Below are 12,497 nucleotides of genomic sequence, written 5' to 3' on the forward strand. Positions count from 1 at the left end.
AATGTGTGCGGATCAGCCGATAACTTGACTTTCAAATTCATTGATCTGGTTGTTGGTTCCGATAATGACCATGATGTCATTTTCATTCACAACATCACCTGCTTGCGGCGCAATGATAACCCCTGTCTGCTTATTGATCGCCACAACACTGCAGCCATACTTAGCTCGCGGATCCAACTGCCTAATCGAAAACCCACACAACCGCTTTGGAACTGATAGCTCTACAATCGTGTAATCTTTGGAAATTTCAATATAATCCAATAAATTAGGAGTGACCAATTGATGTGCCACGCGAATCCCCATGTCCCGTTCTGGATAAACGACGCGATCTACACCTAATTTCGTCAGAACCTTTCCATGAAGCTCGGATAATGCTTTGGCAACAACTTGATTTACACCTAAATCTTTCATTACGATCGCTGTCAAAATGCTGGATTGAATATCATCCCCGATGGCGATGACGGCACAATCAAAATTTCGAATACCTAACGATTTCAGCACATCTTCATCCGTTGCGTCCGCGACAACAGAGTGTGTTAGTTCATCACTCATGTCGTTCACGATTTCCTCGTCCAAATCAATCCCCAAAACTTCATGACCAAGTTTCATAAGTTCCCTAGAAAGGCTTGACCCGAATCTACCTAAACCTACCACAACGTATTGCTTCTTCTTCATCTTGTTTTACACCTATCCAATCGTAATTTTCCCCTCAGGGTATCTAAATAATTCTTTCTCTTGCTTCGGCTGTAAAGCATAGGCCAGCGTGATCGTTCCTAAACGTCCAGCAAACATCGTCAAACAGATAAGTACTTTCCCTAGGGAAGATAACTCCGGAGTTAATCCCATTGTTAACCCTACCGTCCCAAAAGCGGACGTGACTTCAAATAAAATTTTGATAAAAGACGAATCCTCCGTCGTTGATAAGATCATCGTGACGATGATCACCAAGAATAAAGCCATCATAGACAACGTAATTGCTTTAAGAATACGATCCTTGGCTAAACGATAGCGAAAAATAACGATGTCTTCTTTTCCACGAATCATGGTAATAATGGCGCTGATCAGAATTGTAAATGTAGTCGTTTTTATACCTCCACCCGTAGATCCGGGAGAAGCACCGATAAACATCAGAATTACAATGAGAAACTGGGAGGCTTGGCGAAGCGCACCAATATCCACCGTATTCGGACCCGCTGTACGCGCTGCTGTGGATTGAAAGAAGGAAGACAAAATTTTCGCCCCAAAATCTAATGATCCTAAGGTTCTGATATTTGTAAATTCGAATATAAAAATACCAAGTGCTCCAACAACAAGAAGTAATCCACTCATGCTTAGAACGACTCTCGAATGTAAGGAGATCTTCTTCGTACTCTTGAATTCAATCAAATCGGAAATGACAATGAAGCCTATGCCTCCAAGTATGATCAGCATCATCGCTACGAAATTCACAACAAAATCGCCAACATAACCGGTAAACGAAACGAAAGGAGCATCAACGGTGCCGAACAGATCGAACCCCGCGTTATTAAACATGGATACAGCATGCCAGATGCCGTAATACAGCCCTCTCGTAAAACCGAAATCAAACGAAAACCGAATGGTAAAAATGACAGCAGCCACGGCCTCAATGGATAACGAATAAATGATAACTTTGCGAATTAATCGAACAATACCCTCCATACTGCCTTGATTCAAGGCCTCTTGCAGGACAAGTCGCTCTTTCAAGGTGATTTTTTTACGAAAAGCAAATGCAACTAATGTTGCCATCGTCATAAAGCCAAGCCCGCCAACTTGGATCAAAGATACAATTACAATTTGACCAAACGTCGAAAAAGCACTTCCCGTATCCACAACAACAAGCCCTGTTACACAGGTAGCGGATCCAGCCGTAAAAAAAGCATCAATAAATGCAACCGAATGTCCTGTCGCCGAAGCAAAAGGCAGCATCAATAGCCCCGCTCCTATAAAAATGATAACTGCAAACCCTAGAACCAAGATCTGCGGAGGTGTTAGCTGCCAAATATTCAGTTTTTTATTCATCGTGCCTCCTGCATATGTAAGAAGATAATTTAAATAACATTGGCTATATCGTTAGAGTTCCCCGTTCATTTGTAGAAATTCCATCAAGTAGCAATTCAAAAGGTATTATATAATTGTTTCTGAATGTTTACCAGCAAATTGGCTTTCTTTTTAAACTATGATAACGTAAAAGAAATGAATGTGAATCGTGAATTCAGAAAGGAATTGACTATGCAAAGGCTGAAATTCAATCGTTTTCTGCTCCTCTTGGCTTGTATTGGATTGTTCCTTTACCTCGGGGTTTCAATGTTATATGGATTGCGTGATGATGAACCGGCCGTAGCAGACATGCCCTCGATCAGCAAGCAGCAAGCAGCCGAAAGTGCGGCAGCCTTCCTTCGTCAGCGATACGAGCTGCACAATCCACAAACTTATGTCGTCTATCAATCCAAAAAAGAACGAAGCGGTTACTTTCAAAAGGAACATTTACTAGAAGCTTATACGAAGCAATATGGCGAGCGGTTTCCCATTGATTATTATCAAGTTAGCGTCAAGGATACCACTACCAAACGTCAGTTTGAAGTCGATGTCAATTACACGAATTCAAACATTATCGGCTGGCATGAAAACCTTGCCATGACGAAAACGAAGTCATCGTCATCAATGAGTACGATCAAAGCAGGCACACTAGCGAAGCTGGAGCTTCGTCAGATGGGCTTTGACCCAGAGGATTTCAGCCAAGTCGACGATACAGGGAATACTTCTCCTGAAAAGCAGTTGACGCTTCATTACGAAAAACGTACTCAACCCATCGGTGAAGCGAAACTGAACGTTCAAGTACATTTCGATCAAACGAATCTCACCGGTTTCAATGTGAGTTTTGGACTGCCTGATTCTCACTTGGATTGGCTTACCCAGCAAGATGATTCCGCTTCACGCATGACTTGGATTTCAATGGGCTTCACCCTGTTAATGACGCTTGCTGCGATTGTTTTTGCCATTATATATAGGAAACTAATCAAATTCAGCAGAGGCTTATTATTAACTACGATCTTCTTCGTGATTTATATCATGAACAATGTGAATATGTATCCAGCTTTCCGCGTCATGAGTGGGGATACGAACAGCAATGAGGCCATTTGGTTTACAATTATTTTTATGAGTGTCGTTACTGTCCTACTTGGGATATCGCTCTATCTTTCTTTAGTTGCCGGTATTGGATTGTGGAACTCTATTGGTCAAAATAAATGGCCTGCCTGGAAAGAAGACAAGTTCGGCCAAGATGTGTACGCCGGAATGGGTCGAGGCTATCTGCTCGCACTCTTCATCCTAGGTATCCAGCAGGTATTATTTTACACAGGTGAAGTGAAATTCGATGTATGGTCGGTGAATGACCCTGCCGATTCGGTACTCAACATGCTCAAGCCTCAATTATTCCCGCTTATGGCGTGGGTTGCGGCGATTTCGGAGGAGGCTACCTTCCGATTCCTTGGTATCATTCTTTTCAAAAAACTGTTCCGCAACAATTTCATTGCCATCCTACTCCCGAGTGTGATCTGGGCAGCTAGTCATACGCAATATCCGATTTATCCGGTGTACACGCGACTCATCGAGGTTACCATTATCGGTATCATTCTAGGCTACGTGTTCCTGAAATACGGATTCATCACAGCGATATTCGCACACGCTTGTATGGATAGTATTCTGATGGGATTGTCCCTCTTCTCCCTAGGAAATGTCAGCGATGTACTCGCTGGTATTCTCTATCTAGCACTCCCTGGACTGGTTGGGCTTGGCCTAGCTTGGCTGCATGGAAAAAGGCGAAAGCCCCCTATTCTTGGGGAGCCGCCGCCTCGCCTTGAAGTGCTCTGATAATTTCACTCGCTAATTTCTCACCAATACCCAGAGGCTTGAAGTCCGTGACTTCAGCCTCTTTTATTTTGCGCACAGAGCCAAAATGCTTCAGCAGCGCTTTACGGCGCTTCTCCCCGATGCCCGGAATGGCATCGAGTTGGGAGACAACCATCGACTTAGCCCGCGTTTCCCGGTGAAACGTGATGGCGAAGCGATGGACTTCGTCTTGGATCCTCTGCAGCAAATAGAACTCCTGGCTGTCCCGCGGCAGCGGTACGATTTCGGCAGGATCGCCGATCATCAGCTGCGCTGTTTTGTGCTTGGCATCCTTCACAAGTCCGCAAATCGGAATATATAAGCCTAGTTCATTCTCAAGAATGTCGATCGCAGCGGAGATTTGCCCTTTTCCCCCATCGACGACAATCAAATCAGGCATCGTGAGATTGTCCTTCAGAACACGCTCATAGCGTCGTCTGATGACTTCCCTCATCGTTTCATAATCATCCGGTCCAACGACCGTCTTCACTTTATATTTACGGTATTCCTTGCGATCCGGCTTCCCATCCACGAATACAACCATGGCCGATACAGGGTTCGTCCCTTGGATGTTCGAGTTATCGAACGCCTCGATGCGCCGAATCGTGCCAATACCAAGCCACTCACCAAGGTTCTCGACAGCCTTCGTTGTACGACGCTCGTCCCGTTCAACAAGTCGGAACTTCTCATCCAATGCGTTCACCGCGTTGTCTCTGGCCATATCAACCATCTGCTTCTTCAGCCCGCGCTGCGGCATATGCACCTTCACCTTGAGCCAGCCTTCCAAGGCTTCACGAATCTCTTTTTCGTCGCCTTCGGTGCGCCGTACGCCATCTCCCAGTGCCTCTTGCTGAGTTTCTGGCTCCGGCATCGTAGGCAAGAAGATCTCCTTCGGCAAAGCCGGATTATCCGCGTACACTTGTGTGACATACGTCATGAAATCGTTGTATTCATCGCCGTAGTAAGGGAAGAGCGAGACGTGCCGTTCGATGAGCTTGCCTTGGCGCATGTATTGGATATGCACCGCCATCCAACCTTTGTCTACAGCGTAGCCGAACACATCGCGGTCCAGCGCGTCGGCTGTCGTGATCTTCTGCTTCTCCATGAGCGCATCGATGCTCATGATGTGATCGCGCAGCTCCTTCGCGCGCTCGAAGTTCAGTTCTTCCGCTGCCGCCAACATCTTGGTCGTCAGCTCTTCTTTAATGACGTCGTGTCCCCCGTTCAGGAAACGACTGATCTCTTGCACCATCCGCTCGTTCGTTTCAGCGGATACCTCCAGTGCGCAGGGCGCCAGACATTGCCCCATATGATAGTATAGGCATACTTTATCGGGCATGGTCTTGCACTTGCGCAGGGGATACAAGCGGTCCAGCAGCTTCTTCGTCTGCTGCGCCGCGAAAGCATTCGGATAAGGGCCGAAATATTTCCCCTTATCCTTATACACCCGCCGCGTGACTTCTAGGCGCGGCTGCTCTTCATGTGTAATTTTGATATATGGAAATGTTTTATCATCCTTGAGAAGTACGTTATACCGAGGATGATGCTGCTTAATCAAATTACACTCGAGGATGAGTGCCTCCATGTTAGAGGAGGTGATAATATATTCAAAGTCGCGAATTTCGCTGACTAGCTTTTGCGTTTTGGCGCTGTGACTCCCCGTGAAATAGGAGCGCACACGATTTTTCAATACTTTGGCCTTACCTACATAAATAATGGTGCCTTGATGATTCTTCATAATATAACAGCCCGGTTTGTCCGGGAGTAAAGATAACTTGTGCCTAATCGTTTCTAGGCTCTGTTCGCGGACGTCTGCGTCCTCTTGCTCAAAATCAGTCATACCTATAACTCCTTCCAGAAAAAATCATCGCGAATGAAAAAAAGCTCTTTCTCAGCATAGCAGAAAAAGAGCTTTTTCTCACGAACAATTGTTTCTAGTTTGTTACTGTTAATTCTTATTGATGACGGGAAACAACGTTTTTCAACGCGTCTTTGGATTGGAAACCAACCACTTTATCAACCGGTTGACCATCTTTGAATACGATTAGAGTTGGGATACTCATAACGCCAAAGCGAGCAGCGGATTCCGGGTTGTCATCCACGTTTACTTTTGCGATTTTCAAAGATTCAACTTCTTTATCTAGCTCTTCCAATACAGGAGCGATCATTTTACAAGGTCCGCACCAAGGTGCCCAGAAATCTACAAGTACTGTACCTTCTCCTTCAACTTCTGTTTTAAAACTGTTGTCAGAAACATTCACGATTGCCATGATAGTTCCTCCTTCTAAGAATGAATTTGATTTATAAGGTGAAAAGTAAGATTAAGTTAGTCACTTAACTTGCTTCGCATCACGTCAACATACAAAGTATACCACACTCATATGCCTTTTCAACCAAGCCATAAGTTAGCAAACGGGGTATCCTTTGGTTCTATATCGAGGGTAATCCAACAGGCAGCCCTTGGCGTCGCTGTTCCTCAATATAGGAAATACGATCCTTGAGATTCAATTGGAGCAGCTGAAGCATTTCCATTTGCTTCTCAATTTCTTGCAGCTTCTCGGTGTACAGAGGAAGCAAATCATCACACTGTGATTCTTGATTCTTCATCACACAGTTCAGAAAGCTTTCAATCTGCTCGGTCGTAAAGCCGAGGCTTAAGTAAAACTGAATGGTCTTCACGCGCTCAACAACCATTTGATTGTAAACGCGATAGCCGTTCTCTTCGCGTTGTGTTGCGATCAGCCCTTTGGCTTCGTAGTAGCGCAAGGACCGAATACTTGCTCCGGTAAGCTTGGATAACTCACTAATCCGCATGGACTTCACTTCTTTCTGATTCCCACATACTTGGAGGGATGTCTTTATTGTAAACCATAACACTAATGTCAGAGTCAAGAAGTATTTTACCCATTCCGCTCTATATTGCGATTGTTTGCATAATTGTCACTTTGATTAGCTTTACAACTTTCGACGAATTTGGGTATACTAGGCTTACAAATACGAATGTCGGACGTTAGGGGGTAACCACATGAGCAATCAACACCCTGAGCATCACGTGTATGAAGAACCGCGTAATGATTTCATGGATGTAGGTATAGGTTTTGGCGTATTCTTTGGCGCATTGTTCGTCGTTGCAGTCATTGCTACCGTCATCCAAGTGATGAATTAATCGAAATTCCCAAAAGTTAAAGCCACTTTGCCGACAAAGCGAAGTGGCTTTTTTCTAGTTAGCGTGCCTCTGGGCACGCTAACTACACAAAAACCTAGCCACACTGGCTAGGTTTTTCTTAACGCTTTATTTTCCACGCTTGTTCGTTCCCGTTACCTCAACCACATCAACGAAGGGGCGTATCCGATCCATAATGCGTTGTCCCTTATACTCTTCGTCACCATCCTTGTTCGTGAAGCTGAAGTGCTTCTCCAAACCAGAAAGCGCATAATTAGATGTGAAGAACGTTGGTTTGCGGTTCATCCGATGATTCACAATAGCACCGATGACATGATCTCTCAGCCAAGGGTTCAAATTCTCTGCCCCAATATCGTCAAATACGAGCAGATCCGTTTCCTTGAGAAGGTCAATCGTCTCCTTGAGCTTATAAGGCTCTTGAAACATCCCCTTCAAGTCTTCGGCGAAGTCTGGCATGTAGACGATAGCTCCCGTCATACCGACCTTCGCCAGTTGATGCAGCATGTAGCCCATCAAGAACGTTTTCCCTGTACCGAACGATCCTGATAAATATAATCCTCGCGTCTGAAGACCTTCTTCAATGGTCAAGTTCACGTAGTCGTTGATTTGCATAACTGCTTTCGCACGATCGAGATCCGTCTCCAAGATATCTCCAAAAGAGAAGCTTCGCGAAATCATCCGTGGGTCCACGTGAAAAGTGCGAATCCGGCTAGAGATAGCATCCTGTTGTCCCTTGGCGATAAACTTCTTGCAAGCCACCTTCTCTTCATGGATAAAAGCAGCTTGGCCTTCTACCGATTGGGCCGAAATAATCGTATAATGACCCGTCATATCATTCGGACATTTGTCCAAACCAGGGCAATTGGAGCAATTCTTATATTCAGAAACATGCTGATATAGCTTATTCATATTTATTTTAATCGCATAATCATCCACAAAAGGATACTTCTGTCGAAATTTAGCAATCAAAGGATCGGCAAGAACACCTTGAATTTTCTGTTCAGCCTTTCTTCTCCATTCGGTATCCGGTAATGATTTAAGTAAATGCGATATGGACTCCATCATGTTCGGCACCTCCTAACAGTTCCATCGTTCAATCCAAAGATCCGCCGATCCCTAATTCTTCCGGTTAAATCGCTCATCCAACTTCTGCGCCATCCGTCTGGCCGCCTCGAGCTCCTCTGCAGACAACCTAGTAGACGCTGTAGTACCCGTGTCAGGCAATACAATAGGGATATGAGGCTTCTGTGTCTTGCCCTGACGTCCGCGCGTAGCAGCGCCTCCGCCCGCTTTGGCGGATTCTACTTTAGAAGCAGCTCTCTGTTTGTAATTGATCTTCTCACGTACATATTCAACAGCTTGCTCATACGTATTAATTTGCTTGCCTAACATGTCGGAGGCTACAGCCTCAATCGAGGATTTAGCCCAAGAACGACGATCAATATGCAAGAAATGAATCAACACATTAATGACTTCTTCTTTTAATTTATAGTTCAAATCGATTTTCTCGAAAATATTAAGTACGCCATCAGGTATCGAACCCTGTGTGAAAAACATTTTCAACACAGCCGTGTATGGCTCATTTCGCATGATGTAGTTGTACTGATGATCGGTACATTCGCCGCGAAGCTGCTGAGGCACTTCCAAATAAAATGCCATCTCCACAGACTGCTCTTCCGAAGTTTCGACTTCATCTTCAGATTTCGTAGTCGTACGTTCCCGTTCCTCATCCCGCTTCTTGCTTTGTCTATAGAATAAATTCGCATTATATTGCATGAGATCCATAACAAGCTCTCCTTCTTCAGTGAACACGCCATCCTCATCAAGCAATCGACATGTTTCTTGCAGGGAGAGATTATATTTCTTCGCCACAATATTAATAGCAACCATATGCTCAGGCTTATGCTTCAGCGCTTCAACGAACACGCGGTTACTCGCTCCACGCGGGAATCTCATGATGATATCCGCATATTTGAAGCCTTTGGTCGTCACATCCATTCGTGCGTCCCCTTGCTTGCTTGCAGAGGCCTCATAGAGCGCTTGTTCCAACTCATAATCTACAACCTGTGTATTCAAGCGGAATAACTCATAAAAAGGAACCGACAAGTTCTCCTCGGCCGCCTCACGACACTCCTCCGGCTCAGGTGAAAGCAGATCTTCACGCAGTGAAAGCAGCATGAATTTCCCAACCTTGTCGCGCAGCAGAAGGGTTAAATGCTGATTTCGGAAAAACTCATTCGGCCCTAAAGGCGCGAATAGCGTATAGACGAAAATATAATCTTCTTCCTCTGGGACAAACTTGCGAGTCGTCTGAAGGAGACCAATCGCCTCTAGCTTAGAGGATTGTTCGATAATATACTTACGGCCACGCTCATTCTGTTCAAGATCTAGCAAGAGAAACAACTTGCGTTGCTGCTCCATCGGCGAAAAGCCTACTTTCTCTGCACTCATTTGCTGATAGAGCGCTTGATAGAAACTTATAGCCAAACCGCCTATCATCGGCTGATACATCATTGCTAGCATTTTATAGTCTAAACTGCTCAAAGAAAACTCACGGTTAACGCAAAACCTGTGATTCTCGGTGAAATGCAGCATATTCGTCATTCTCATTCCGTTACAGCACCATCCTGCCTCAGCTCGACTGAGCTATAGCTCTATGTTAGCTATCCCATGTCTCAGTCTCTCTCTATTAGTCTACCACAAAAATCGACAATCTTGGTATCTACAAGAGAAAAGATAATTTTACCTTTTGGGCAAGAAAAAGATTCCATCGCAATTTTCACTAGCAATGGAATCTCAATTGGGAATCACGTTATTCATGCTTATGCATCGGGTGTTCAGCATCACTTGGATACTCATCTGTGTTTCCATACTTGTGAGGATGAAGCTTCTGCGCAATAGCCAGATCGAGTTTCCAACGTTCCTTTTGATCTTTCTCTTCGAGGCTTTCCATCCATAGCTGAATGATATTATTCATCCGTGCAGCGCTTTGAATTGGTACAGGATGTTTGGCATCTTTGATGAAAAAAAGAGAGCTATGAGGCAGCCCTGTTTGGAGAATTTGAGCATATGGATGGAAGCCAACGTCTTTTTCACCATAGATCAATAAGACCGGTTGTTGAATTCTTGAGAGTTTATTTGTGCAATTATATCGCAAGGATTGTTCGAAATACGATCTCACATTGCCCGCCACATCCTGCCAAGCATGTTCTTTCAACTCCTGATAGGTTGTCTTTTTATCGGCATTGCCATACGTTATCGCTCTAATCAAAAAATTCATAATTCGACTAGGATTCGCCATTCGTATCGCAAGCCAAACCCTGATTCTATTGTACGAATCTGTCAATTCTGACATTCCACTAACGATAATTCCCCCCACCAATCGACGGGGATGTGTTAGCAATGCCTCTAGAGCTACCGTTCCTCCGGTTGAATATCCGCAAAGAAAGGCTTCCTCGATCCCTAAGAAATCAAGAAGCCCTATCATGTCTTGCGAAATAAGTTGATAACAGAGTGACTGCTTCGAACTCGCACTTCCGCCATGTCCTCTAATGTCAAAAGTAATCACTCGGAAATGGATGCCTAATTGTTCTTTCTGATACCTGAATGCTTCCAGCGTTAGCAACGGGGGGTGAATAAAGACGATAGGTGTGCCCCATTCTGGTCCCGTTACCTCATAGTGCAGTGATGTTCCATTCACATTCGCCCAAGGCACTGATCGTGTCTCCTCCGTAAGTGAAGTTTAAGTAACTTCTCTTAGCGTGACCCAATCGCCCCGGTAATATTAGAACATTTTGAAGCCGCGAGTACGCAGTGCTTTGATCGCTGAACCGCTCAAAATTGCGCCTACTAAGCCGCCAATTGCTGGAATCACATCAACAATCGTCCAGCTCTCGTCACTGGATAGGAAAGATGAAGAACCCGTGTATCCATAGATGATAATACCAATCACTAAAGCTATGAACGCGTAAAGCGGAAACCACGTTGTTTTCATAAGCATGTTCAGAATAAAGCCGATTCCAAAGAATAACACCATCATTAAGACAGTGGCGATAACCATTTGCAGCACGATAGTTCCCCCTTGTATATGTAAGAAGCTCTTCCTAACATTGGCTTCTATAGCTCTTATTATTGTAATCGACGAAAAGGTACAGGTAAAGTGTACACAAATTGAACAATTGAACATTTGCCCTTTCCCCATGAATTGGATACAATGTAGGGGATATTAGCCTTTGAATGGAGGAAAAACAATGAGTGAAGCTGTACAAACGCTGGAAGGCTGGTATGCGCTCCATGATTTCCGTCTGATGGATTGGAATGCATGGCATGCCGCAACCCCACAAGAACGTAAGCATGCAGCGGACGAGCTGCAAACCTTCTTGTCCCAGTGGCAACAAGTTGAGAACGATAAACTAGGCAGTACTGCCGTTTATAGCATCGTTGGCCAAAAGGCTGATTTCGTCTTCATGCAATTGCGTGAAACTTTGGAAGAGCTGAATGAGCTTGAAACTGCTTTTAACAAATCTAGCTTTGCTGCTTTTACTATACCCGTTTATTCCTACGTCTCCATCGTAGAATTGAGCGCTTATTTGGCGAAGCCAGGTGTTGATCCAGCACAAGATCCTGAGATTCAAGCACGCTTGAAACCAATCCTCCCGAAATCCAAGCATATCTGCTTCTATCCGATGAACAAACGTCGTGATGGCAATGACAACTGGTACATGGTACCTGCGGAAGATCGTAAAACGATGATGCGCAGCCACGGTATGATCGGTCGTACATACGCTGGTAAAGTAAAACAAATCATTACAGGTTCCGTTGGATTGGATGATTGGGAATGGGGCGTTACACTATTCTCGGATGATCCCCTTCATTTCAAAAAGCTTGTTTACGAAATGCGTTTTGATGAAGTTAGCGCACGTTTTGGCGAGTTCGGAGATTTCTACGTCGGTAACGTTATGCTTCCTGAGAAATTCGCGTCTTTCATTCAAATTTAGTTCTTATAGTTCAAACCAGAGCACAGGACTTCGATCCTTTGCTCTTTTTCTTATTTACATAGAAAAAAGAAGCACTGCTCATTGAGGAGCAATGCTTCTTGGATATCTATTCTTCATCCTCGTCGTCACGCAGAGCAGCTGCTAGTTCAGCTTCCATCTGAGCTTTGCGTTCTAGATACGCTTCTGTATCACGATCACGCTGACGACTCTTTTCCTTCAGACGTTCAATTGCAGGAAGAATGAGGATATCAATTTCCTTTTGGACAACAGCGACATGATCGTAACGTTTCTCAGTCTCTAAGAAGTGACCGACTTCGATCAAGGCATTGTAACGATCCAGTTCATCCCGGGTAAGAAGTCCTCTTACTTGGACACTGCAGTGTCGCATGGCAATCCCCCCGTTAGCA

General features: G+C 44.6%; 13 protein-coding genes. 3 read left to right on the top strand and 10 right to left on the bottom strand.

Annotated elements, in window-relative coordinates; all coding sequences use genetic code 11:
• Positions 1-12 precede the first annotated feature (12 nt).
• Complete coding sequence (locus ASG89_RS21290) at positions 13-675, bottom strand: potassium channel family protein (RefSeq protein WP_057313090.1); 663 nt, start codon at positions 673-675, stop codon at positions 13-15.
• A 12-nt stretch (positions 676-687) separates the two neighbouring features.
• Entirely contained in the window at positions 688-2,040 is a 1,353-nt protein-coding gene (locus ASG89_RS21295) for a TrkH family potassium uptake protein (protein WP_057313091.1), read from the bottom strand.
• A gap of 123 nt (positions 2,041-2,163) precedes the next feature.
• On the opposite strand from ASG89_RS21295, the gene ASG89_RS21300 reads away from it, so the two are divergent.
• Positions 2,164-3,891, top strand: a complete 1,728-nt coding sequence (locus ASG89_RS21300; RefSeq protein WP_057313092.1) for a CPBP family intramembrane glutamic endopeptidase — start codon at positions 2,164-2,166, stop codon at positions 3,889-3,891.
• Here ASG89_RS21300 and uvrC read toward each other — a convergent pair.
• The 3 genes from uvrC to ASG89_RS21315 form a co-directional block, all read right to left on the bottom strand.
• The gene (gene uvrC / locus ASG89_RS21305) at positions 3,851-5,749 is read right to left on the bottom strand and encodes an excinuclease ABC subunit UvrC (protein WP_057313093.1); all 1,899 of its coding nucleotides are present in this window, start codon (positions 5,747-5,749) and stop codon (positions 3,851-3,853) included. The two genes, ASG89_RS21300 and uvrC, sit on opposite strands and share 41 nt — an antisense overlap.
• Before the next feature lie 115 nt (positions 5,750-5,864).
• A complete protein-coding gene (trxA, locus tag ASG89_RS21310; RefSeq protein ID WP_057313094.1) occupies positions 5,865-6,179 on the bottom strand; it encodes a thioredoxin in 315 nt (104 codons plus the stop codon).
• Positions 6,180-6,339: 160 nt separating this feature from the next.
• Complete coding sequence (locus ASG89_RS21315) at positions 6,340-6,801, bottom strand: MerR family transcriptional regulator (protein WP_321166525.1); 462 nt, start codon at positions 6,799-6,801, stop codon at positions 6,340-6,342.
• A 133-nt stretch (positions 6,802-6,934) separates the two neighbouring features.
• On the opposite strand from ASG89_RS21315, the gene ASG89_RS36550 reads away from it, so the two are divergent.
• Positions 6,935-7,075, top strand: coding sequence for a YqzM family protein (locus ASG89_RS36550; RefSeq protein WP_157276749.1), 141 nt, complete (start codon positions 6,935-6,937; stop codon positions 7,073-7,075).
• 126 nt (positions 7,076-7,201) lie between these two features.
• On the opposite strand, the gene dnaI is transcribed toward ASG89_RS36550, so the two are convergent.
• The 4 genes from dnaI to ASG89_RS21335 all read right to left on the bottom strand — a co-directional run bounded on the left by dnaI (position 7,202) and on the right by ASG89_RS21335 (position 11,162).
• Positions 7,202-8,155 carry a primosomal protein DnaI gene (dnaI, locus tag ASG89_RS21320; protein ID WP_057313134.1) on the bottom strand — a complete coding sequence of 318 codons (954 nt, stop codon included), beginning with the start codon at positions 8,153-8,155 and terminating at the stop codon, positions 7,202-7,204.
• 54 nt (positions 8,156-8,209) lie between these two features.
• Positions 8,210-9,703, bottom strand: a complete 1,494-nt coding sequence (locus ASG89_RS21325; protein WP_057313096.1) for a DnaD domain protein — start codon at positions 9,701-9,703, stop codon at positions 8,210-8,212.
• Between the two features lie 202 nt (positions 9,704-9,905).
• The gene (locus ASG89_RS21330; RefSeq protein WP_057313097.1) at positions 9,906-10,808 is read right to left on the bottom strand and encodes an alpha/beta fold hydrolase; all 903 of its coding nucleotides are present in this window, start codon (positions 10,806-10,808) and stop codon (positions 9,906-9,908) included.
• Positions 10,809-10,877: 69 nt separating this feature from the next.
• The gene (locus ASG89_RS21335) at positions 10,878-11,162 is read right to left on the bottom strand and encodes a YuiB family protein (protein WP_057313098.1); all 285 of its coding nucleotides are present in this window, start codon (positions 11,160-11,162) and stop codon (positions 10,878-10,880) included.
• Positions 11,163-11,343: 181 nt separating this feature from the next.
• On the opposite strand from ASG89_RS21335, the gene hemQ reads away from it, so the two are divergent.
• Positions 11,344-12,090, top strand: coding sequence for a hydrogen peroxide-dependent heme synthase (gene hemQ / locus ASG89_RS21340; RefSeq protein WP_057313099.1), 747 nt, complete (start codon positions 11,344-11,346; stop codon positions 12,088-12,090).
• Between the two features lie 106 nt (positions 12,091-12,196).
• On the opposite strand, the gene ASG89_RS21345 is transcribed toward hemQ, so the two are convergent.
• Positions 12,197-12,478 (bottom strand): hypothetical protein, encoded by a 282-nt coding sequence (locus ASG89_RS21345; protein WP_057313100.1) that lies wholly within the window; start codon positions 12,476-12,478, stop codon positions 12,197-12,199.
• Positions 12,479-12,497: the final 19 nt, after the last annotated feature.

Source organism: Paenibacillus sp. Soil766 (genome assembly GCF_001428105.1).
Taxonomy (GTDB): Bacteria; Bacillota; Bacilli; order Paenibacillales; family NBRC-103111; genus Paenibacillus_E.

Excerpts from the sequence above, each read along its gene's own strand:
- ASG89_RS21290 (WP_057313090.1), bottom strand. The coding sequence starts at position 675 with ATGAAGAAGAAGCAATACGTTGTGGTAGGTTTAGGTAGATTCGGGTCA.
- ASG89_RS21295 (WP_057313091.1), bottom strand. The coding sequence starts at position 2,040 with ATGAATAAAAAACTGAATATTTGGCAGCTAACACCTCCGCAGATCTTG.
- ASG89_RS21300 (WP_057313092.1), top strand. The coding sequence starts at position 2,164 with ATGTTTACCAGCAAATTGGCTTTCTTTTTAAACTATGATAACGTAAAA.
- uvrC (WP_057313093.1), bottom strand. The coding sequence starts at position 5,749 with ATGACTGATTTTGAGCAAGAGGACGCAGACGTCCGCGAACAGAGCCTA.
- trxA (WP_057313094.1), bottom strand. The coding sequence starts at position 6,179 with ATGGCAATCGTGAATGTTTCTGACAACAGTTTTAAAACAGAAGTTGAA.
- ASG89_RS36550 (WP_157276749.1), top strand. The coding sequence starts at position 6,935 with ATGAGCAATCAACACCCTGAGCATCACGTGTATGAAGAACCGCGTAAT.
- dnaI (WP_057313134.1), bottom strand. The coding sequence starts at position 8,155 with ATGGAGTCCATATCGCATTTACTTAAATCATTACCGGATACCGAATGG.
- ASG89_RS21325 (WP_057313096.1), bottom strand. The coding sequence starts at position 9,703 with ATGAGAATGACGAATATGCTGCATTTCACCGAGAATCACAGGTTTTGC.
- hemQ (WP_057313099.1), top strand. The coding sequence starts at position 11,344 with ATGAGTGAAGCTGTACAAACGCTGGAAGGCTGGTATGCGCTCCATGAT.
- ASG89_RS21345 (WP_057313100.1), bottom strand. The coding sequence starts at position 12,478 with ATGCGACACTGCAGTGTCCAAGTAAGAGGACTTCTTACCCGGGATGAA.